This is a genomic window from Thauera aromatica K172 (genome assembly GCF_003030465.1).
GTDB classification, from domain to species: Bacteria; Pseudomonadota; Gammaproteobacteria; order Burkholderiales; family Rhodocyclaceae; genus Thauera; species Thauera aromatica.
In genome coordinates this window covers 1550552-1572213 of the sequence record NZ_CP028339.1, presented here as the reverse complement: position 1 = coordinate 1572213, position 21662 = coordinate 1550552, and the positions used below count along the sequence as shown (strand labels likewise).

Here is a 21662-nt window from a genome sequence, read left to right as displayed (position 1 = left end):
AACGATAACGGGAACATCGGTCGGGGCCGCCAGTCGCATCTGCATCCGGGGGGCACACTACCGCCATCTCATCCGTCCGCCGCCGTCAGGCGCCGGACAAGGAGGAGCATCATGTCCGCATCGCCCTTTCCCTCCCTGCAGACCTTCACCACGCCCGCCGGCACGCGCGGCCGCTTCCATTCCCTGCCGGCACTGGAGGCGGCCGGCATCGGTCCGGTGTCGCGCCTGCCGGTGTCGATCCGCATCATCCTCGAAGCGCTGCTGCGCCACTGCGACGGCGGCAGGGTCGGCGCTGCCCACGTCCGCGAGCTCGCCAACTGGCGCCCGAACGCACCGCGCACGGCGGAGATTCCCTTCGTCGTCGCCCGCGTCGTGCTGCAGGACTTCACCGGCGTGCCGTTGCTCGCCGACCTCGCCGCGATGCGCGACGTCGCCCTCCAACAGGGGCGCGAGCCGAAGCGGATCGAGCCGCGGGTGCCGGTGGATCTGGTGGTGGACCACTCGGTGCAGGTCGACCACTACGGCAGCCCCGATGCCTTGCGCCGCAACATGGAGCTCGAGTTCGCACGCAACCGCGAGCGCTACCAGTTCATGAAGTGGGGCATGCAGGCCTTCGACACCTTCCGCGTGGTGCCGCCGGGCATTGGCATCGTCCATCAGGTGAACCTCGAATACCTGTTCCGCGGCGTGCGCCGCGAGGGCGAGGTGTATTTCCCCGACACCCTGGTCGGCACCGACTCCCACACCACGATGATCAACGGCGTCGGCGTCGTCGGCTGGGGCGTGGGCGGGATCGAGGCCGAGGCGGCGATGCTCGGCCAGCCGGTCTACTTCCTGACCCCGGATGTGGTCGGTGTCGAGCTGCACGGCGCCCTGCCCGCCGGCGCCACCGCCACCGACCTGGTGCTCACCGTGACCGAGCTGCTGCGGCGCGAGAAGGTGGTCGGCACGTTCGTCGAGTTCTTCGGCGACGGCGCGGCCAGCCTGCCGGTGCCCGACCGCGCCACGCTCGCCAACATGGCCCCCGAATACGGCGCAACGATGGGCTTCTTCCCGGTCGACGCGAGGACGATCGACTACCTGCGCGCGACCGGGCGCAGCGCGGACGAATGCGCGCTGTTCGAAGCCTATTTCCGCGCCCAGCAGCTGTTCGGCATGCCGCGCGCGGGCGACATCGCCTACAGCCGCACGCTGACGCTCGACCTCGCCTCGATCGAGCCTTCGCTTGCCGGGCCGAAGCGGCCGCAGGACCGCATCGCGCTGCCGGCAATGCGCCACGAGTTCGAGCGCCTGTTCTCCACCCCGGTCGCCGACAACGGCTTCGGTCGCGAGGAAGGCCAGCTCGTCGACCGCTTCGCCAGCGGGCGCGACGACATCGAGCTCGGCCATGGCGACGTTCTGATCGCCGCCATCACCTCGTGCACCAACACCAGCAACCCGGCGGTGCTGATCGCCGCCGGCCTGCTCGCGCAGAAGGCGGTGGCGCGCGGCCTGACGGTGCAGCCGCACATCAAGACTTCACTCGCCCCCGGCTCGCGCGTGGTCACCGACTACCTGGCCCGCGCCGGCCTGCTCGAGCCGCTGGCGAAGCTCGGCTTCGCGCTGGCCGGCTACGGGTGCACGACCTGCATCGGCAACTCCGGCGACCTCGCCGCAGAGTTCAACGAGACGATCATCGAGCACGATCTCGTCGTCGCCGCCGTGCTGTCGGGCAATCGCAACTTCGAAGCGCGCATCCACCCCAACATCCGCGCCAACTATCTCGCTTCACCCCCGCTGGTGGTCGCCTTCGCCCTCGCCGGCACGGTGGACATCGACCTCACGAGCGAGCCGCTGGGCACCGGCAGCGACGGCGAAGCGGTGTTCCTGCGCGAGCTCTGGCCGAGCGCCGACGAGGTCGCAGCCTTGCTGCCGGTCGCGCTCGACCCGGCGAGCTACCAGCGCCTGTACGCCGACTTCACCCGCGACCACGACCTGTGGAACGCGATCGCCGCCCCCGTCGGCCAGGTCTACAACTGGCCCGAGTCGACCTACATCGCCCGCCCGCCCTTCTTCGACGATTTCGCGCCCCAGCCCGGCGCCATCGGCGACATCCGTGGCGCACGCGCCCTCTTGCTGCTCGGCGACTCGGTCACCACCGACCACATCTCGCCCGCCGGCGCCTTCCGCGAGACCAGCCCGGCCGGCCACTGGCTGCTCGAGCGCGGTGTCGCACCCGCCGAGTTCAACTCCTACGGCTCGCGCCGCGGCCACCACGAGGTGATGGTGCGCGGCACCTTCGCCAACGTGCGCATCCGCAACCTGATGCTGCCGCCCAACCCCGACGGCAGCCGCGTCGAAGGCGGCTACACCCTGGTCGACGGCGAACAGACCACGGTGTACGAAGCGGCGATGACGCACCGCACGCGCGGCACGCCGACGGTGGTGTTCGCCGGCGAGGAGTACGGCACCGGCTCATCGCGCGACTGGGCGGCGAAGGGCACGGCGCTGCTCGGGGTGAAGGCGGTGATCGCGCAGAGCTTCGAGCGCATCCACCGCTCCAACCTCGTCGGCATGGGTGTGCTGCCGTTGCAGTTCGAGGCCGGCGACAGCTGGCCGGACCTGGGTCTGAGCGGCACGGAAACCTTCGACATCACCGGCATCGGCGCCGGCCTGAAGCCGCAGCAGGCGCTGACGCTGACGATCCGCGACGCCGCTGGGGGCACGCGCGACGTGCCGCTGCGGTGCCGGATCGACACCCCGATCGAGGTCGAGTACTACCGCCACGGCGGCATCCTGCACTACGTGCTGCGCGCCATCCTCGCCGCCTGAAGGGCGCTGCGCACAGCGCCCCGCCGGCCGGGCTCAGCGCGGCGCGGCGGGGTTGCGGAAGCGGATCCGCTCGGGCGAGGCCGCGCCGCCGGTCATGACGAAGCTCATCGCCTCGTCCATCGTCCAGTCGGTCGACACCACCTGCGACACCGGCACGATCTCGATGTAGCCCGAAGTGGGGTTGGGCGAAGTCGGCACGTAGACCGCAGCCAGCTCCTCCCCGCTCGCTTCGTCGCGGATCACCCGGGTGACGAAGCCCACCGCCTTCATCTCGGAAGACGGGAAGTTGATCAGCACCACCCGCTGCACGCCCGCCGGTTTTTCCTTGACTGCGGCGAGAAAGCGCTTGGTCCCGCCGTAGATCGCCGCCACCACCGGGATGCTCTCGACCAGGCGCTCGAGCCAGTGGATGATGCGCTGGCCGATCACCAGCGAGGCGAGCCAGCCCAGCAGGTAGAACACGACCAGGGTGAAGATCACCCCGAGCACCGACTGGAACTGGGGCAGGAGGATGAAGTCGGCGATGCCCGGGTAATTGCCCCGCAGCGCGCGTGAGAGGGTGCTCACCCAGGGCGTGCCGAGCTTCGACAGCTGGGTGAAGATGAAATCGAACACCAGCCAGGTCACCCACAGCGGCGCCGCCGTCAGCAGGCCGATCAGCAGATAGCGCGGGGTGTGGCGGATGCGTTCATGCGCGTGCGCGTCCATGGCGAATCCCCGATGAATCCCGAAGGCAACAGGCCCGCAGCATACCGCAAGCACCCCGCGGCACACCGGCCGGGCCCCCGATCGCGACCACCGCCTGCCGCAGCGCGTGCGATCGTCCTGCATCCCGGGCCCTCGCCGAAGCCCATGCTTTCGCGCTAAAGTCGGCCCGCGAGCCCCTTCCCGACCCCATTCCCCCTGCCAATCCCGTTCCCCCGCCCGGCGCACATCCATGAACCTCGAAAAAGTCATCTTCGGTTTCTTCATCGTCCTCGCCGCGACGCTGAACTTCGGCTTCTTCGTCGGCGACATCGACAACCCCGCGCACCACGACATCTACGAACTGTTCGCCGCCCTCGTCGTCAGCCTGATCGCCACCGTGCTCAAACTGGGCGACCGCACCCAGATCAGTGCCGTGCATCTATCGACCAGCCTCGCCGCCGACCTGCAGTTGCTCGCGGCGGCGATGGTCTGGGGCTACGCCGCCCACGTTTCGGCCGCCGGTCTCACCCCCGAGATGACCTCCCGCGTGGTCTCGCTGTCGGGCGGCGCGCTGTTCGCCAACATGGTCTCGGTCATCATCCTGATCGCCGAGACCATCATGCAGCGGCGCTGAGAGCGGCGCGCCGACGGCCATGCAGCGCCCCCTCCCCCGTCACCACAGCATCTTCTTCCTGATCCTGCGGCGGCTGCGCGCGCCGCTGATCTTGCTCATCGGCATCATCGCCGTCTCCGTGCTGGGGCTGACCCTGGCGCCGGGCGTGGACGAGGCGGGCAAACCCCATACCCTGAGCTTCTTCCACGCCTTCTACTTCATCAGCTACACCGCGACCACGATCGGCTTCGGCGAAATTCCCCACACCTTTTCCGACCAGCAGCGGCTGTGGGTGACGGTCTGCATCTATCTGTCGGTGATCGGCTGGGCCTACACCCTGGGGTCGGTCTTCCGCCTGCTGTCCGACCGCAGCCTGCGCCAGGCGATCGCGACCCAGGGCTTCGTGCGCGCGGTGCGCCGGCTGCGCGAGCCCTTCTACCTGGTGTGCGGCTACGGCGAGACCGGCCGCCTGATCTGCCAGGCGCTCGACCGCATGGGCGTGCGCGCGGTGGTGATCGAGCTCGACGACGACAAGGTCGGCGAAATCGACCTCCACAGCTACACGCTCGACGTGCCCGCGCTGAGCGCCGATGCTGGCAACCCCGAAACGCTCGAATTCGCCGGCCTCACCCACCCCCACTGCATCGGCGTGATCGCCCTCACCGACAACGACCAGGCCAACCTCGCGATCGCCATCGCCGCGCGCCTGCTCGCCCCACGCCTGCCCGCGCTGTGCCGCGCCGAACACCGCGAAACATCGGCCAACATGGCCTCCTTCGGCACCCGCCACATCATCGACCCCTTCGAGCGCTTCAGCGAAACCCTGGCGCTCGCGCTCCATGCCCCGAAAGCCTCCCAGCTGCTGGGCTGGCTCACCGGACTGCCCGGCACCCGGGTCGAGCGCCGGCGCGATCCGCCGCGCGGACACTGGATCGTCTGCGGCCACGGGCGCTTCGGACGCTGGATGGTGGACGCGATGGACGCCGAAGCAGTGCCGGTGACGATCATCGATCTCGACGCCCGGCCCGACGGCGCGCATCGCTGGGTGCAGGGCGACAGCACCGGCGCCGAATCGCTGCGCCAGGCCGGCATCGACCAGGCCACCGGCATCGTCTGCGCCACCAGTTCGGACGTCGACAACCTGTCGATCGCGGTCACCGCACGCGCGTTGAACCCCGAGCTGTTCGTCATCCTGCGCCAGAACCACGAAGCCAACCACGCCTTGTTCGAAGCCTTCGACGCCGACATCACCGTGGTCCCGAGCCGCATCATCACCCACGAATGCCTGGCGATCCTGAGCACCCCGCTGCTCGTTCCCTTCCTGCAGGAGGTACGCACGCGCGATGAAGACTGGTGCGACGCCCGGCTCGGGCACCTGACCGCGCGCCTGGGGTGGACGGTGCCCGAGATCCGCAGCGAACGCATCAACCTGAAACGCGCACCGGCGCTGTACCGCCGCCTGATGCAGGGCGAGAGGATCACGCTCGAAATGCTGCTGCGCTCGCCGTCGGAGCGCAGCGCCGCGCTCGAATGTGAAATCCTCTTTCTCGATCGCGACGACGACCACCACCTGCTGACGCCGGAAGGCAGCACCCCGATCCGCGCCGGCGACGAGCTCCTGCTCGCCGGCACCCACCGCGCGCTGAACGACTTCAGCCTCGTCATCGCCAACGAACACACGCTCAACTACATCCTGACCGGCCAGGACCTGCCCGGCGGCTGGATCTGGGAAAAGCTGTCGCACCGCGCTCGTCCGGCAGCGCCGCCGAAGCTGCCCTGAAACGGCCCCGGACCGGGCGCCCTCCTCCACCTTCCCCGGCGTCCACGCCTCGAGCTCCGCCCCCGAGTTTCTCGCCGCCCGAGTTTCACCACCCTCCGCGCGCTACGCCTCTGCGCGCCCCGCTTCGACCAGCTCGACCTCCTCGCCGCCAAAGCGCACGCGCTGGCCGACACGCAACTTGGCGCGCTTGCGCGTCTCGAGCTTGCCGTCGACCCGGACCCGGCCTTCTGCCACCGCCACATGGGCGGCACCGCCCGAATCCACCAGGCCCGCGGCCTTCAACAACTGATCGAGCTGAATGTGCTCGCCACGCACGGCAAAACGGATGCTCATCGGGATTTCTCCTGCGCCCTTGCGCCACACGGGCACGGCGCTCATGTCAAAATGCGCCCATTGTCCCTTGCCAGCCCTTCGCATGACCAGCGACGCCCCAACTGCCGGCGCCCCACTGGCGCCTCCCGTTCCCGCCCCGGAGCAGGCCTGCGATCTCCCCGCCGACTTTCTCGAGCGCGCCGATCGCACGATCGCCCGCGCCCTCGAAAGCGGCGCGCTGCAGCCGATCCGCACCGAGCAGGCGCCGATCGAGTGCGACGGCCTGCCGCACTTCTCGGTGCGCTGGGTTTCCTCCCTGGCCCTCAAGGACCGTGCCCGGGTCGACACCGTGACCCGCCGCACGCCCGATTTCAACCCTTTTCTCCCCCCCGAAGCGGCGCTCACCGTCGCCGCGCTCGGCCCCGACCACCTGGTCGTGCTGAACAAGTTCCCGGTCATCGAACGCCATCTGCTGATCGTCACCCGCCACTTCGAAGACCAGAGCACGCCACTGAGCGACGCCGACTTCCGCGCCCTGGCCGCCCTGATCGCCACCGCAGGCGGACTGGGCTTCTACAACGGCGGGCGCATCGCCGGCGCCAGCCAGGCCCACAAGCACCTGCAATGGATTCCCCCCGGCGCCACCGACCTGGCGGCCTTCGCCCCGCAGGGCGCAGCACGTCACGGCACGGCGACCTCCAATCCGGCCCTGCCCTGGAGCCACGCTTTCGTCGCCCTTCCCGGCTTGGCCGGGAACAACGGCGGCGAGATCCTGCAGGCCGCTTTCGCCACCGCCTGCGAAGCGCTGTCGATGCCGGCGCAAGCGGACCCGATGCCGGCCTACAACCTGCTCGTCAATCCGCAGTGGCTGCTCGTGGTGCCGCGCACCCAGGAAAAATGGGGAAGCATTTCAGTGAATTCGCTCGGCTATGCCGGTTCGCTGTTCGTGCGCGACATCGAGCAGATCGAGACCTTGCGCACGGCCGGACCGCTCGCCGTGCTCGCCGCCGTCGGCCGCCCCCGCCGGCACACAGACTGAGAAACAGGCTCAAAAGCGGGCGCGCTGCGCCCGCTCAGGCAACGCCGGTTCGGGCAACGCCGGCTCGGGCAACGCCGGCTCAGGCCGCGCGGGGCAGCGGCGCGTGCGGCAGCGGTGGCAGGCCGATGGTCGCGCGCAGCTCGTCGCACTTCGGGTTGGGCGTGCCGTCGTCGAAGTAGACCGGGAACTCGCGGCACGGCGTCGGCCGGTTGGCGTAGATCGTGCACGCCACCTTCTCCCCCACCGTCCCGGCCAGCCCCGAACAGCGCCGCGGCACCTGGTTGCTGCCCTTCATGCAACGCAGCGTGTGGTTGAGCTTTTCGGTCATGTCCGCCGGCACGAAACCGCCTGACGTGTCATCGGCTTCGGCCCAGTAGAAGGAAATGCGAAAGTGCGTGCAGCAGATGCCGCAATCGAGACAGGGATTGAAGCCTTCCATGGTGGGCGGGGCGCGGGCAGAGTGGTTCGGCGCGCGGATTCTATCCAATCCCGCAGCCTGCGCAAGCCTGCAAACCCTTTTATTTTCAATGCCTTGAAAATAAATTTAGCTAAATGGATCAGGCCTTCACAGAGCTTCCAGGCCGTGCCGCCGGCGCGCCCGGGCGCAGGCCTCGTCGCCGATTCCGAGGGCCGCATAGGGCGCGAAGTCGCGGCAGGGCGAAGGCCGGGTAGCGTACAGGGCGCAGCGCACCGACACCCCGACCTCGCCTTCGAGCGCGATGCAGCGCGGCATGGCGGCATCGGTGCCGCGCATCCGCACCAGGGTCGCCGTCACCGGCACGACGAGCGCATCCGGCACCCCGCCCGGCGCCCGGCTGGCCAGCTCGGAGTGGTGGAAATCCACCCTGAACGCAGCGCAACAGGCACCGCAGCGGGTGCAATGGTCCTCACGCATCCGCGCTGCTGCTGTCGGCCCCGCAGCACTTCTTGAACTTCTTGCCGCTGCCGCAGGGGCAGGGGTCGTTGCGCCCCGGCCCGGCCGGCGCCGGCCGGCGCGGCGCCTCCACCGACAGCGGCGCCGGCGGCGCGAAGTCCAGATCGCGCCAGTGGGCATGAATGTCGTTGACCGCTTCACCGAGCGCGACCAGCCAGCCGAGGCGGGTTTCGTCGTCGGCACCCGCGGCATCCTCCGCCGCCCACGGTTCCAGCACCTCGTCGAGCGTTTCGCGTACCGCTTCGACCACTTCCTCGTCGAGTCCGGCAGCCCAGTCGTCCGGCCACAGATCCAGCCCCTGGGTGAAACCGTCCACCCAGGCCTCGCCCAGCTTCAGCGAGTCGCCTTCGGTGATGGCGAAGCAGAACGGCTCCCAGCACGCCTCGTCCTCGTCGTCGAGGCCGAGCGTGGCGAGCAGCTCGTTGTGATAGGCCTTGACCAGCCGGATCGCGCGCTGCAGCCCGCTCCCCGAACCGAAATCGGCCTCCTCGCCGTGGGCCGACCACACCCCGGGCATCCAGCGCTCGGGCGGGATCGGGCGCGGCGCGATGAGCACCGCCGCCAGATAGCCGTCGAGCATTTCCAGGTCCATGCAGTCTTCGGGGACGACCTCCGAGGTGAGAATCTCCTCGAGGGCCTCGAAATCCTCGTCGCTCATCAGGGTCGGGATGGCCTGCGCAGCGGCAGGAACAGGGGGGGGCGTGTCGCTCATGAGCATCTCCTTGATTCGGCGCCAAGGGTGACTCAAGCCGCCCTGGCAAGCAAGTCGAACCTCGGTCCGACCGCCTTCGGGCCGCCTCCGCGCCTGCGTCTCAGGCTGCAGGCAGCGCGATCCCGAGGCGGAACAGGCTCTGGCCCGAATCCCGGTACTTGCGCTCGAACGGCGTCAACGGCAGCGACGCCTCGAAGCGCTCCCAGGGAACCTCCCGCTGCAGCACTTCGCCCAGCGCTAGCGCGAACTCTTCGATATAGACCTGCCAGTTGCTGCGGCATTCCAGTACCCCACCGAGGCGGGGAATCCACGGGAACACCGGGTGTGCATGCCAGCGCCGGCCCAGATGGCCGATCTTCGGCCAGGGGTTGGGGTACAGCAGGTAGTGCCGCGCCAGGCGCACGCCGGCGGCCTCGAGCAGGCGCCAGAAATCGACCAGATCGGCGCGTACGAACACCATGTTCTGCGGCAGCAAGGCCTCGGGGTAAGGCTTGCGCCGTTCGAGCCGGTCCTGCGACTGGTCGACGCCGATCACCCAGTGCTCGGGAAACTGGCGCGCGAGCTGGATCGTGCTGTGACCGACGCCACAGCCGGCATCGAGGATCAGCGGCGCCCGCCCGTCCCAGCCGGCGAGCGCGATCTGCAGCGCGGCGCGGTTGTAATCGGCGAAGGGCTTGCGAAAGGGCTCGGCAAGATGCTTCTGCACCCGGGCGCGCAGCGCCTCGTGCACGCCTTGCTGGGCGCTCTGCGGGATGCGGGAATTGGCGTAGCTCATCGTGTTTCCTGGTTGAGGAGAGGCACCGGATCGAAACCTGCCGCCGCCCGGCGCAGGGCGGCACGCGGTGCGCCGGCGCCGCATCCTGGCGCGCTCAAGCCGTGCAGGCCGGCGCCGGAGAATGGGCCCCGGGAAGCGGCACCCCATGGCGGCCAAGCGCGGCCTCGACTTCGGCCAGCGTGCGCAGCCCGCGGATCGCAGCGAACAGCTGCCGGGCCTGCGGATACGAGCGCGCCAGCAGATGCAGCCACTGCTTGATCCGCCCCGGCGCATGGCGGGCCTCGACCTTGCGCTGCACGCGCACGCTGAAGTCGCCGAGCACCGGGAGCAGGGCCTGCCACTCCCGCGCCCGCTCGGCGGCATCCGGGGGATCGAGACGCCCGCCCCGGATGCGCCGGGCGAGAAAAGGGTCGGCGACCGCGCCGCGGCCGAGCATCACGTCGGCCACTCCGGACACCGCGCGGCAGCGCACCCAGTCGGCGGCGGTCCACACTTCGCCGTTGGCCACCACCGGCACCCGCACCGCCTGCGCCACCCGCGCCACCCACTCCCAGTGGGCCGGCGGCCGGTAGCCTTGCTGTCGGGTGCGCGCATGCACCACCAGCGCCGTCGCTCCGCCCTCGGCCAGCGCCTGGGCGCACTCGCACGCCCGCCCGGGATCGGCGACGCCGAGCCGCATCTTCGCCGTCAGCGGCACTCCGGCCGGCAAGGCTGCGGCCACCGCGGCCGCGATCCGGTGCAAGAGCTCCGGCTCGTCGAGCAGCACCGCGCCGCCACGATGGCGATTGACCGTCGGCGCCGGGCAGCCGAAGTTCAGATCCACGCCCGCCGGCGCCAGCCGAGCCAGGCGCGCGGCGTTGTCTCCCATGCACGCCGGGTCGGAGCCGAGGATCTGCACCCGGACCGGCGTGCCCGCCGCGGTCCGGCTGGCGTGATCGAGCTCGGGCGCGATCCGGCGAAAGAAGCGATCCGGCAGCAAGGTGCCCGACACCCGGGCGAACTCGGTCACGGCGTAGTCGTAGCGGGCGAGCCGCGTCACCATCGCGCGCAGCACCTCATCGAGCAGGCCTTCCATCGGCGCGAGCAGCAGACGCACCCTGATTCTCCCCGCCGCATTCGCGGCCCCGGTTGGCAAAGGCGCGATTGTAATGCGCGCGCACGCCGCGCTTGCAGCTCTTTTGCTTGCCAGCGGGGGCAGCTTGCCGGATAATTCCGCCCTTTACCAAACAGGGCGGTCACATCCGCCGCCCGCGAGATTCCAGGAAACCATCATGAAAGCGGACATCCATCCGAAGTACAACGACGTGAATGTGACCTGCTCCTGCGGCAACACCTTCACCACCCGCTCCACCCTCGGCCGCGACCAGTACCACGTCGAAGTGTGCTCGGCCTGCCACCCCTTCTATACCGGCAAGCAGAAGATCGTCGACACCGCCGGCCGCGTCGAGCGCTTCCGCCAGAAGTACGGCAACGTCCAGCGCGCGAGCTGACGCACCGGGGCTCGCCCCCGCACGCTCCGGCGTCCGCCTCGCGGCGCCGATCCGAAAGGCAGCTGCGGCTGCCTTTTTTGTCGCCCCGTGCAATCGCTCCCCTGCCGTCCCCTCACCTTCCCCTTATCGTCCCCGAGCAGCCGGCCCCGCATAAACGCTCCCGTCATTCTTTGCCTGTCCACGTGCTCCGCCGCACAATGCGCGCATGATCCGCGACCCCATCTCCCCCACCTTGTTCCAGCGTCGCATCTACGGCACCGTCGGCCTCGCCGCACTGGTCGGCCTCTACCTGCTCGTCGGCCTGACCGTGCACGACCCCTGGCGCGGCGACGACGCGCGCTACTTCGGCCCGGTACTGGAACTGTTGCGCGGCGAATCCTGGCTGTTCCCGCAACTCGCCGGAGAACCGCTCACCGACTATCCGCCGCTGTATTTCTGGACTGCGGCAAGCTTCGCCTGGCTCGGCAGCGCCGTACTCCCGGTGCATGGCGGCGCGCGCCTGGCGAGCGCGTTCTTCGTCGCCCTGGCGATCTATTTCGTCGCCCGCACCGCCGAGGCGCTGCACGGCCGCCCGGCGCGCACCCCGGCCGCCCTGCTCGCCCTCGGCGCCCTCGGCCTGGTGCTCCATGCGCATGAGACCCAACCCCTGCTGGCCGTGTTCGCAATGCTCGCGCTCACCCTCCGGGGCCTTGCCGAAGTGCCGCAACGCCCACTCGTGGGCGCGCTCAAGGCCGGCCTCGGCAGCGCCCTCGCCTTTCTTGCCGGCGGGCTCGGCGGGCTGCTGATCACCGCCCCGCTGCTGCCGCTGGCCCTGCTGCTGGGCACCGAGTGCCGCTCTCCGCGCGCGAGCGGCGCCCTGCTGCTGGGCTTGTGCCTGGCGCTGACGCTGGCCGCGATCTGGCCGCTGGTGCTCCATCTTCACCAACCGGGCCTGTTCCTGCGCTGGCTGGGCGCGGAGTGGTCGCGCCTCGCCGGACCGCAGCTGGCCCTCGGCGACATCCCGCGCCTGCTCGAACTGCTCGGCTGGTTCCTGTGGCCGCTGTGGCCAATCGCACTGTGGGCGCTGTGGCGCGAGCGCCGCCGGCTCACCGCCCTGCCGGCCCTGCTGCCCCTGCAAAGCGCAGTGCTGGTGCTGGGCTGGCGGGTGCTGAGCGGCGACCTTTCCCAGTCCGGCGCGCTGCTCATGGTTCCGGCCGCCGCGCTGCTCGCCGCCGGCGGAGTGCCGACCCTGCGCCGCGGCGCCGCCAACGCCTTCGACTGGTTCGCGCTGATGAGCCTCGCCCTGTTCGGCGTGCTGGTGTGGCTGGCGTGGACCGCCCAGGCGCTGGGCTGGCCCCCCGGACTGGCCCGCCACGTGGCACGCAACGCCCCCGACTTCGTGCTCCCCGGGGGATCGTTCCAGCTCCTCGCAGGAAGCGCGATCAGCCTGCTGTGGATCGTCCTCGTGTGGCGACTGCCGCGCTCGCTGTCACGCGCTCCGGCGAACTGGGCGATCGGCCTCACCATGCTGTGGTGCCTGGCCGTGGTCTTGCTGATGCCCTGGTTCGACCATGGCCGCAGCTACCGCACGGTAGCCGGCTCGCTCGCCATCGCCGTGGCCGGAGAACGCAGCGAGGACCCCGGCGCCTGCATCGCCACCACCGGGTTGTCGGACGCCCTGCGCAGTTCGCTCGACTACTTCGCCGGACTGCGCACCCAGCGCGTCGAAGGTGGCGCCACGCCATGCACGCTGCTGCTTGTCCACACCGAAGGCCGCAGCGAGCTGCGCGCGCTGGCGCCGGAATGGAAGCCGGTGTGGGAGTTCCGCCGCGGTGCCGGCAAGCGCCAGGAAAGCTTCCGCCTGTTGCGCCGCACCCCTTCCTGACATCCGCTCGCCCGCCCGTGCCCGCGGAGCGGAAGCGGCTGCCGGGGTGGCACGGCGCGCCCTGTGACCGCGCGCCCGGCGCCGGCAGCCGCTCGCGCAGTGCCGCGTGCGGCTGCCGGCGCTCCCGCCCGCGTCAGTCCAGCTTCAGGAAATGATCCCGGTAATGGCGCAACTCGGCGATCGATTCGTGGATGTCGGCGAGCGCGGTATGACTGCCAGCTTTCTTCACCCCTTCGTACACGGCCGGCCGCCAGCGCCGGGCGAGTTCCTTGAGGGTGGATACGTCGAGGTTGCGGTAATGGAACCAGGCTTCGAGCGCCGGCATCCAGCGCGCGAGAAAGCGCCGGTCCTGGCACACCGAGTTGCCGCAGATCGGCGACGTGCGCGCCGGCACCCGTTCCTTCAGGAAGTCGAGCACCCGGGCCTCGGCCTCGGCCTCAGACACGGTGGACGCCTTCACCCGCGCGATCAGGCCGGATTTGCCATGGGTATTGCGGTTCCACTCGTCCATCGCATCGAGCACCGTGTCGGGCTGATGCACGGCGATCACCGGCGCCTCGGCGATCGTGTTGAGGTTCTCGTCGGTGAGCACGACGGCGATCTCGATGATGCGGTCGTGCTCGGGCTCGAGACCGGTCATCTCCATGTCGAGCCATATCAGGGTTTTCGGGTCCTGTGCCATAATCGATCCGCCTTTTCTCTCGCTGCCTTGTGGTCGGGAAACATCGAAGGGCGCGATTGTGTCATAGATCCTGCTGCCGGCACGCCCGCGCCGTGCGCGCCCCCCGCCTCAGCCGACCCCGCCTCAGCCGAACACCCCCGGACCACTCCGCCCCCAGCGACCGCCCGATGAACGCCTTTGCCGTCCTCTTCCTCTGCGCGCTGCTGCTCGGCCTCGCCACCCGCCTAGCCCTGATCCGCCGCCAGATCCGCCACGTGCGCGCGCACCGCGATGCCGTGCCGGCCGCCTTCGCCGCCGCCATCCCGCTCGCCTCGCACCAGCGTGCGGCCGACTACACCGCGGCACGGGCACCGCTGGCCGCGGGCGAAGCGGTCGCCGGTGCGCTCTTCGCCCTCGCCCTCACCTTCGGCGGCGGGCTGCAGGCCGTGCATGCGGCCTGGGCCGCAGTCCTGCCGGCCGGCAGCGTGGCCCACGGCACCGCCCTGCTGGCGACGCTCGGCGTGCTCGGCTGGGTGCTCGAGCTGCCCTTCGTCCTGGCCCGCACGTTCGGGGTGGAGAAGAAGTTCGACTTCAACCGCATCACACCGCGCCTGTTCATCGCCGACACCGTGCGCGAAGCGGCGCTCGCCGCGGCGATCGGCCTGCCCCTGCTCGCCGTGCTGCTGTGGTCGATCGGGCTCGCCGGCGAGCGCTGGTGGCTGTGGGCGTGGGCCCTGTGGCTGGGGGTGAACGTGCTGGTGATGCTGGTCTGGCCGACGTTCATCGCGCCGCTGTTCAACACGTTCACCCCGCTCGCCGATGCTGCCCTGAAGGCGCGCGTCGAAGCCCTGCTCGCGCGCTGCGGCTTTCGCTCCAGCGGCCTGTTCGTGATGGACGGCTCGCGCCGCTCGGCCCACGGCAACGCCTATTTCACCGGCCTCGGCGCAGCGAAGCGGATCGTGTTCTTCGACACCCTGCTCGACAAGCTCGACGCCGACGAAGTCGAGGCCGTGCTCGCCCACGAGCTCGGCCATTTCCACCACCGCCACCTGTTCCAGCGCCTCGCCGTCCTCGCCCCGGCCAGCCTCGCCGTGCTCGCCGTCCTCGGCTGGCTCGCGGCGCAGCCCGGGTTCTTCACCGCACTGGGCATGCAGGCGCAGGACGGCGCCAGCGCGCTGGCGCTGTTCTTCCTGATTCTGCCGGCGTTCACTTTTCCCCTCGCCCCGCTGCTCAGCCACTGGTCGCGGACCCACGAATTTCAGGCCGATGCCTACGCCGCGCGCCAGAGCAGCGCCACCGCGCTCGCCTCCGCGCTGGTCAAGCTCTACCGCGACAACGCCGCGACCCTCACCCCCGACCCGCTGTATTCACGCTTTTTCGATTCACATCCGCCGGCCGCCTTGCGGATCGGCCGCCTGCTGCCTCCGCACGCCCGACTACCGAGGACCCGCCCCGAGTGAGAGCCCGCACCCGCCCGGCCGCCCGCGCCGAAACACGGCTCGACGGCATCATCGCTGCCGCCTTCGGCCGCCACTACGAAGTCGACACTCCGGCTGGCCGCCTGCAGTGCTATCCGCGCGGCAAGAAAAGCAGCTTCGCCTGCGGCGATGTCGTGGAAGTCCTTCCCGGTGGCGACGGCCAGGGCGCCATCGCCGCGCTCAAGCCGCGGCGCAACCTGCTGTGGCGCTCGGATGCCTTCCGCGAGAAGCTGATCGCAGCCAATCTCAGCCATATCGTGATCGTGGTCGCCACCGAGCCGGGGTTTTCCGACCTCCTCGTGTCGCGCTGCATCGCCGCCGCCGAAAGCCAGGAAATCACCCCCCTGATCGTGCTCAACAAGGCCGACCTCGCCGACCGCCTGGCGGCCGCGCGCGCTCAGCTCGCCCCCTTTCGTGCACTCGGCTATGAAGTGCTCGAAGTCTCCGCCCTCGACGGCGCGGCGCGCCTGCGCGCGCGCCTGTCCGGCCTGCACGCGATCCTGGTCGGACAGTCCGGGATGGGCAAATCGACCCTCACCAACGCCCTCGTTCCCGAAGCCCAGGCCGCCACCCGGGAGATTTCCGCCGCCCTCGACTCGGGCAAGCACACCACCACCTTCGCCCGCCTCTACCCGCTGCCGTCCGCCGACGACGCGGCCCTGCCGGGCTGGCTGATCGACAGTCCCGGGCTGCAGGTGTTCGGCCTCGCCCACCTGGCGCACGACGAGCTCGCCGAAGCCTTCGTCGAACTGCGTCCCCATCTCGGGCATTGCCGCTTCCGCGACTGCCGGCACGAGGCCGAGCCCGGCTGCGCGCTGCTCGCCGCAGTCGCGAGCGGCGCCATCCATCCACGGCGCTGGGAACATTTCCGCACCATCCGCAGCGAAATCGACCAGGCACGCCGGCTCAACCCGGGCTGGTGAGCGTGGGGATGTGATCTCAACCGGCGAGCAGGAAATCGCGCACGACACCGATCTGCGCCTCGTCCATCAGCATCGGCGCATGCCCCACCCCGGCGAATTCGACCGTCTGCGCGCACGGTCCGCGCGCGGCCATCGCCGCGAACGTCGCCGGCTCGAGCAGATCGGAGTCGGCTCCGCGCAAGGCCAGGGTCGGACAGCGCACGCGCTCGTACACCGGCCACAGGTCGATGTCGGCAAGGATCGGCGCGGCGCGGAAAGCTTCGCCCAGCGCCGGGTCGTAGACCATCGCAAAGCCGTCGCCGCCCGCGACCGGGCGGACCGCGTGTGTGGTCAAGTGGCGCCACTGCGCATCGGTGAGCGGGCCGAACGGAGCGCAGGCTTCGCGCAGGTAGGCCTCGGCCGCCTCGATGCTGGGAAAACGCGGTGCGGTGCCGACATACTGGGCGATCCGGCGCAGGGAAACGGCGGTGATCACCGGCCCGACGTCGTTGAGCACGAGGCGGCGGATCGGCGTGTGCGGCTGGCTGGCAAGGAGCATGCCGATGATCCCGCCCATCGACGTCCCCACCCAGTGCACACTCTCCACGTCCAGGCGTGCGATCAGCGTCACCATGTCCGCCACATAAACCGGAAAGCCGTAGTCGGCCTTCACTCCGAGCCAGTCGCTGCGCCCGCGCCCGACCACGTCGGGGCAGACCACGCGGTAGTCGCGCGCCAGGGCCCGGGCCAGATCATCGAAATCACGCCCGTTGCGGGTCAGGCCGTGGGCGCAGATCAGTACCCGCGGATTGTGCGGATCGCCCCATTCCGTGTACGCCATGCGGTGCAGCCCGTGCGGCCCGATGCACTGCACGAAGCGTTCGCGCAGGCCATGGCGCGGACGCGGAGACTCGGGGGGCGATGCCAGCAGGCGACGCAGGGCGGAGAGAAAGCTCATGGTGGGCGGGCCGGCGCCTGGCGCCGAGGGTGGAACAGGCGTCGAGTCTAGCCCGAATCTTTCGCCGATTTCCACGCGCATCCCGTGGCGGCGCCCCCTTCCGGGCATATATCGCGCCGGTGCCTTCAGCGGCCGTGCCAGTAGCGCGGCCGCAGGCTGCGCCAGGCACCGACCCCAACCTCTTCGTCCGCTGTCCCGGCGAAGCGGACTTCGATCGCCCCCTGGAGGTCAGTGCGCCAGTTGCGCGCCCCGGCTTCGGCCCAGCGCGCCCGGACCAGGGCATGAGGATGGCCGAAGGCGTTGCGGTAGCCGGCGGCATGGATCACCTCCGTCGCCCGGCTCGCCTCGACGAAGGCGGCAGACGAGGACGAGCGGCTGCCGTGGTGAGCGCTCACCACCACCTCGGCGGCGAGCGCTTCCGCGCCATGGCGGACGAGGATGGCGCGCTCGGCGACCGCCTCGATGTCGCCCGTCAGCAGCAGTGCGCCTCCCGCCGTCCGCACCCGCAGCACGCAGGAACGGTTGTTGTCGTGCGCCAGGCGCCCGCCTCCGTCGCCCGCGGACGCGGGATGGAGGATTTCGAAGCGCACCCCGTCCCAGGACCAGGTCTGCCCCGCGGCACAGCCGCGCATCGCCGTGTCCGGCCGCAGCGTCTGCCCCCAGGGGGTCGCGCCAGCGGGCTGCCCGGCGATCACCTCCCCCACCGCAATCCCTTGCAGCACGCTCGCCGCGCCGCCGACGTGGTCGATGTCCTCATGCGAGAGCAGCAGGACATCGAGCCGGCGCACGCCGGCCGCACGCAGGTAGGGCAGGACCACCCGGCTGCCGGCATCGGCATCGCCCCCATAGGCGGGACCGGCATCGAACAACAGGTCGCGGCTGCGGGTCTGCACATGAACGGCCAGCCCCTGCCCCGCATCGAGGACCACGGCACGGAAGGCACCCGCCGCCGGGCGCGGCGGCTGCCAGCTCAGCAAGGCCAGCAGCAGGGCCGGTGCGGCCAGGCGGCCGGGCGTGGCGCGCGGCGACAGCACCAGCCCCACCGCCACCAGGCCTGCGCCCAGCAGCCATGGCGGAGGCGGCGCCTGCTCCCACAGTGCGTGCTCGAGCGCCGCCAGGCGCTCGACTCCGGCCATCATCACCGCCGTGACAGCGTGGGCCGGCACCAGCAGCACCGGCGTCGGCAGCACCAGCGCGGCCAGCACCAGCGGCGTGATGACGAAGCTCACCAGCGGAACGGCAAACAGATTGGCCAGGGGCGAGACCAGCGGGAAGGACTGGAACAGGGCCAGCAACAGCGGACTCAGCGCCACGCCGAGCGCCAGCTGGATGCGCAGCGCCGCACGCCAGCCGGACATCGCCCGCAGCCGCCCGCCGGTGCACGCGAGGATCACCGCCACCGCCCCGAACGACAGCCAGAACCCGGCCGACAGCACGGCCCAGGGGTCGACCACGAGCACGATGAAGAGCGCAATCGCCAGCACCCGCGAGGGCGCGACGGCGCGTCCCGACAGCATCGCCAGCACTACCACGGCGAGCATCAGCCAGGCGCGCAGCACCGGAATGCCCATTCCGGCGAGCAGGGCGTAGGCGCTTGCCCCCGCCAGCGCCGCCACCGCCCTCGCCTTCTGCGCCGGCAGGCGCAGCGCCAGGGCCGGGACGCGCCGCCACCCCGCGCCCAGCCCGCCGCCGCAGAGCAGGCCGACGAGGGCCACGTGCAGGCCTGAAATCGACACCAGGTGGCCGATCCCGGTACGGCGGAAAGCCGCCCAGTCCTGTGCCCGGATGCCCTGCTGATCGCCGACACCGAGCGCGACCAGAATCGCCGCATGGGGCGCATCGGCGAGCGCGCCCAGTATCTGCTCGCGCAGTTGCGCGCGCAGACGGTGGACCCGCTGCATGAAACCCGCCGGCTCGCGCTCGAGCAGGCGGGCATCGGCGCGCACGTACCCGGTGGCGCGAACGCCGCGCTCGAACAGCCAGGCCTCGTAATCGAACCCGGACGGGTTGACGAAACCGTGCGGGCGCTTGAGCCGGACCACGAACTGCCAGCGCTCCCCGGGGGTCAGTGCCGGCAGCACCGCTGGAGCGCGGCGAGCGGGATACCAGGACAGCAGCAGGTGCTGCGGCACTCCGGTTTCCCCCACCCCGGCGATCCCCGCCCTTTCCTCACCTGCCTTTCCCCCGCCCCCCTTTCCCTCATCCGCCCCGAATCCGTCTGCCCCAACTCCATCCGCCTCGACCTCGAACACGAAGCGCCAGCCCTCGCCCACGGCCTGGGGCAAGGATGCGATGCGCCCGCGCACGACCACATCCACCCCCTCCCGCGCCCCCGCCAGCGCGTCGCCCAACCGCGCCTCTGCCCGCAGCCCGGCCCAGCCGAAGCCGGCGACGAAGGCCAGGACGGCGAGCAGGGCCGCGCGCAGCCAGGGGCGACAGGCGGCCGGCGAGGCGCGGCGGGCGAGCAAGGCACCCGCGGCCGCAAGGCCGAGGCCTCCCGCCAGGACCATCAGGTAGAACTCGCGCCCGCCCAAGGAGGGCTGCATCTGCAGCACGCCGACACCGAGCAGGAAGAATGCCGCAACAATTCTCATGGCATACAACAATGCCAAAAGAATCAGCCCTGCGCCACTCCGGAGAGGGGCCGATCAGGAAGGGCCTACTCCAGCCGCCCGTCGCACAGCCGCAGGCTGCGCTGGGCGCGGGCGGCGAGGGTCTCGTCGTGGGTGACGATGACGAAGCTGGTCGCCAGGCGCTCGTTCAGCGACAGCATCAGGTCGAACACCACGCCGGCGGTACGCCGGTCGAGGTTGCCGGTGGGCTCGTCGGCGAGCACGCAGGCAGGCTGGGTCACCAGCGCACGGGCGATCGCCGCGCGCTGGCGCTCGCCGCCGGAAAGCTCGCCGGGAGTGTGGTCGAGACGGTGGCCCAGCCCCACTTCATCGAGCGTCGCGGCGGCGCGCGCATCGGCCGCGGCCTTGTCCATGCGCCGGATGTACAGCGGCATGGCGACGTTCTCGAGCGCGGTGAACTCGGGCAGCAGATGGTGGAACTGGTACACGAAACCGAGCGCGGCGTTGCGCAGCCGGCCGCGCGCGCCTTCCGACAGGGCCGAGAAATCCTGCCCCATCAGTCGCACCGCGCCGGCGCTGGGCACGTCGAGCCCGCCGAGCAGGTGCAGCAGGGTGCTCTTGCCCGAGCCCGAGGCGCCGACGATGGCGAGGTGCTCGCCGCGGCCGACGCGCAGACTGACGCCGTCGAGCACCTTCACCGCCTCCGCCCCCTCGCGGAAATGCTTGGCCAGGCCGTCGCAGGCCAGCACCGGCGCCGATCCGGCGCCATCGCGCACGATCGCGGTCTCATTCATAGCGCAGCGCCTCCGCCGGATTGACCCGCGACGCCCGCCAGCTCGGGTACAGCGCGGCAAGCAGGGTGAGGACGAAGGACACCGAGACGATCGAGACGACGTCGGCCGCCAGCACCTGCGAGGGCAGCTCGTTGATGTAGTAGATTTCCTTGTTCCACAGCGTGGCGCCGGTGAGCGCCTCCAGCGCCGGAATCACCACGTCGAGGTTGTGCGCGATCGCCAGCCCGCCTGCCACCCCCGCGGCCAGCCCGACGAAGCCGATGATCGTGCCCTGCAGCACGAAGATCGCCATGATCGACGCCGGGCTCGCCCCCAGGGTGCGCAGGATGGCGATGTCAGCATATTTTTCCTGCACCGCCATCACCAGCGTGGACACGATGTTGAACGCGGCCACGGCGACGATCAGGAACAGGATCAGGGTCATCATCGTCTTTTCCAGCGCCACCGCGCGGAAGAAGTTGGCGTGGCTGCGGGTCCAGTCGGCCACCGCCAGCCCGGGCTGGCTGACCGTCAGCGCCAGCTCGCGCGCCACCCGTGGCGCGGCGAAGAGGTCGTCGAGCTTGAGCCGCACGCCGCTCACCGCATCGCCCAGCCGGTACAGCGCCTGGGCATCGGCCAGATGCACCAGCGCGAGCGCGGAATCGTACTCGTACATGCCGGCCTCGAAAATGCCGACGACCTCGAACTGCTTGACCCGCGGCAGCACCGCGGCCGGCGTCACCAGCCCCTGGGGGGCGATCAGGGTGAGCTTGTCGCCCATCCGCACACGCAGCGCGTGGGCCAGGTCGCGGCCGAGGACGATGCCGAAGCGTCCCGGCTGCAACGCCTCGAACGCGCCGGCCTGCATGTGGCGGCCGAACTCGGCGACCTTCTCTTCTTCCGCCGGAATCACCCCGCGCACGATCGTGCCCCGCACCGCCTCGTCGAAGGACAGCATGCCCTGCTCCTGCACGTAGGGCGCCGCCGCCTTCACTTCGGGATGGCGCTGCGCCTCCTCGGCGACCTGCTGCCAGGCCTCGAGGCCGCCGTCCACGCTGTGCACCTGGATGTGCGAGGCGACGCCGAGGATGCGGGTGCGCAGCTCCTCCTGGAAGCCGTTCATCACCGAGAGCACGACAATCAGCGCGGCAACGCCGAGCGCGATGCCGAGCATGGAAACCAGCGAAATGAAGGAAATGAAGCGGTTTCGGCCCTGGGCCCGCTTGCGCGAACGGGTGTAGCGCAGGCCCACGAGGAATTCGTAGCGCATGGATGGTCGGGGACTCGGATGGAAAGACTG

Annotated in this window: 20 protein-coding genes; 8 read left to right on the top strand and 12 right to left on the bottom strand. The window is 70.5% G+C overall.

Going from position 1 to position 21662, the window contains the following annotated elements; translation table 11 throughout:
- Nucleotides 1–111: 111 nt before the first annotated feature.
- Nucleotides 112–2811 carry an aconitate hydratase AcnA gene (acnA, locus tag Tharo_RS07425; protein ID WP_107220644.1) on the top strand — a complete coding sequence of 900 codons (2700 nt, stop codon included), beginning with the start codon at nt 112–114 and terminating at the stop codon, nt 2809–2811.
- Between the two features lie 33 nt (nt 2812–2844).
- Here acnA and Tharo_RS07420 read toward each other — a convergent pair whose 3' ends face one another.
- Entirely contained in the window at nt 2845–3519 is a 675-nt protein-coding gene (locus Tharo_RS07420) for a DUF502 domain-containing protein (protein WP_107220643.1), read from the bottom strand.
- A gap of 229 nt (nt 3520–3748) precedes the next feature.
- Here Tharo_RS07420 and Tharo_RS07415 point away from each other — a divergent pair, with 229 nt between their 5' ends.
- Together Tharo_RS07415 and Tharo_RS07410 are read left to right on the top strand one after the other, a co-directional pair.
- Complete coding sequence (locus Tharo_RS07415; protein ID WP_107220642.1) at nt 3749–4132, top strand: DUF6394 family protein; 384 nt, start codon at nt 3749–3751, stop codon at nt 4130–4132.
- Between the two features lie 19 nt (nt 4133–4151).
- Nucleotides 4152–5891 (top strand): NAD-binding protein, encoded by a 1740-nt coding sequence (locus Tharo_RS07410; RefSeq protein WP_107220641.1) that lies wholly within the window; start codon nt 4152–4154, stop codon nt 5889–5891.
- A gap of 102 nt (nt 5892–5993) precedes the next feature.
- Here Tharo_RS07410 and Tharo_RS07405 read toward each other — a convergent pair whose 3' ends face one another.
- Nucleotides 5994–6224 carry an RNA-binding S4 domain-containing protein gene (locus Tharo_RS07405; RefSeq protein WP_107220640.1) on the bottom strand — a complete coding sequence of 77 codons (231 nt, stop codon included), beginning with the start codon at nt 6222–6224 and terminating at the stop codon, nt 5994–5996.
- Nucleotides 6225–6306: 82 nt separating this feature from the next.
- Here Tharo_RS07405 and Tharo_RS07400 point away from each other — a divergent pair, with 82 nt between their 5' ends.
- Nucleotides 6307–7242: an ATP adenylyltransferase family protein gene (locus Tharo_RS07400; protein ID WP_107220639.1), complete on the top strand. Its 936-nt coding sequence runs from the start codon at nt 6307–6309 to the stop codon at nt 7240–7242.
- Between the two features lie 79 nt (nt 7243–7321).
- Here the strand turns inward: Tharo_RS07400 and Tharo_RS07395 are convergent, their stop codons facing one another.
- The 5 genes from Tharo_RS07395 to Tharo_RS07375 form a co-directional block, all read right to left on the bottom strand.
- Nucleotides 7322–7681, bottom strand: coding sequence for a YkgJ family cysteine cluster protein (locus tag Tharo_RS07395; RefSeq protein WP_107220638.1), 360 nt, complete (start codon nt 7679–7681; stop codon nt 7322–7324).
- Between the two features lie 126 nt (nt 7682–7807).
- Nucleotides 7808–8137, bottom strand: a complete 330-nt coding sequence (locus Tharo_RS07390) for a YkgJ family cysteine cluster protein (RefSeq protein WP_107220637.1) — start codon at nt 8135–8137, stop codon at nt 7808–7810.
- The gene (locus tag Tharo_RS07385) at nt 8130–8888 is read right to left on the bottom strand and encodes a UPF0149 family protein (protein ID WP_107220636.1); all 759 of its coding nucleotides are present in this window, start codon (nt 8886–8888) and stop codon (nt 8130–8132) included. The genes Tharo_RS07390 and Tharo_RS07385 overlap by 8 nt, the downstream gene beginning before the upstream one ends.
- A gap of 100 nt (nt 8889–8988) precedes the next feature.
- Nucleotides 8989–9663, bottom strand: a complete 675-nt coding sequence (trmB, locus tag Tharo_RS07380; RefSeq protein WP_107220635.1) for a tRNA (guanine(46)-N(7))-methyltransferase TrmB — start codon at nt 9661–9663, stop codon at nt 8989–8991.
- Between the two features lie 94 nt (nt 9664–9757).
- Complete coding sequence (locus Tharo_RS07375; RefSeq protein ID WP_211309667.1) at nt 9758–10759, bottom strand: tRNA dihydrouridine synthase; 1002 nt, start codon at nt 10757–10759, stop codon at nt 9758–9760.
- A gap of 175 nt (nt 10760–10934) precedes the next feature.
- Between Tharo_RS07375 and rpmE the strand changes: the two genes are divergently transcribed.
- Both rpmE and Tharo_RS07365 read left to right on the top strand, forming a co-directional pair.
- Complete coding sequence (gene rpmE, locus Tharo_RS07370) at nt 10935–11153, top strand: 50S ribosomal protein L31 (protein WP_107220634.1); 219 nt, start codon at nt 10935–10937, stop codon at nt 11151–11153.
- 205 nt (nt 11154–11358) lie between these two features.
- The gene (locus Tharo_RS07365; protein ID WP_107220633.1) at nt 11359–13017 is read left to right on the top strand and encodes an ArnT family glycosyltransferase; all 1659 of its coding nucleotides are present in this window, start codon (nt 11359–11361) and stop codon (nt 13015–13017) included.
- 133 nt (nt 13018–13150) lie between these two features.
- Here the strand turns inward: Tharo_RS07365 and orn are convergent, their stop codons facing one another.
- A complete protein-coding gene (gene orn / locus Tharo_RS07360) occupies nt 13151–13699 on the bottom strand; it encodes an oligoribonuclease (RefSeq protein WP_107220632.1) in 549 nt (182 codons plus the stop codon).
- 167 nt (nt 13700–13866) lie between these two features.
- On the opposite strand from orn, the gene Tharo_RS07355 reads away from it, so the two are divergent.
- Nucleotides 13867–15138, top strand: coding sequence for a M48 family metallopeptidase (locus tag Tharo_RS07355; RefSeq protein ID WP_107220631.1), 1272 nt, complete (start codon nt 13867–13869; stop codon nt 15136–15138).
- Entirely contained in the window at nt 15135–16079 is a 945-nt protein-coding gene (gene rsgA, locus Tharo_RS07350) for a ribosome small subunit-dependent GTPase A (protein WP_107220630.1), read from the top strand. Before Tharo_RS07355 ends, rsgA begins: the two co-directional genes overlap by 4 nt.
- A 16-nt stretch (nt 16080–16095) precedes the next feature.
- On the opposite strand, the gene Tharo_RS07345 is transcribed toward rsgA, so the two are convergent.
- From Tharo_RS07345 to Tharo_RS07330, 4 genes are all read right to left on the bottom strand, one after another.
- The gene (locus Tharo_RS07345) at nt 16096–17016 is read right to left on the bottom strand and encodes an alpha/beta fold hydrolase (protein ID WP_107220629.1); all 921 of its coding nucleotides are present in this window, start codon (nt 17014–17016) and stop codon (nt 16096–16098) included.
- Nucleotides 17017–17141: 125 nt separating this feature from the next.
- Nucleotides 17142–19610, bottom strand: coding sequence for a DNA internalization-related competence protein ComEC/Rec2 (locus Tharo_RS07340; RefSeq protein ID WP_107220628.1), 2469 nt, complete (start codon nt 19608–19610; stop codon nt 17142–17144).
- Nucleotides 19611–19675: 65 nt separating this feature from the next.
- Entirely contained in the window at nt 19676–20383 is a 708-nt protein-coding gene (gene lolD, locus Tharo_RS07335; RefSeq protein ID WP_107220627.1) for a lipoprotein-releasing ABC transporter ATP-binding protein LolD, read from the bottom strand.
- The gene (locus Tharo_RS07330) at nt 20376–21632 is read right to left on the bottom strand and encodes a lipoprotein-releasing ABC transporter permease subunit (protein WP_107220626.1); all 1257 of its coding nucleotides are present in this window, start codon (nt 21630–21632) and stop codon (nt 20376–20378) included. The genes lolD and Tharo_RS07330 overlap by 8 nt, the downstream gene beginning before the upstream one ends.
- Between the last annotated feature and the right edge of the window lie 30 nt (nt 21633–21662).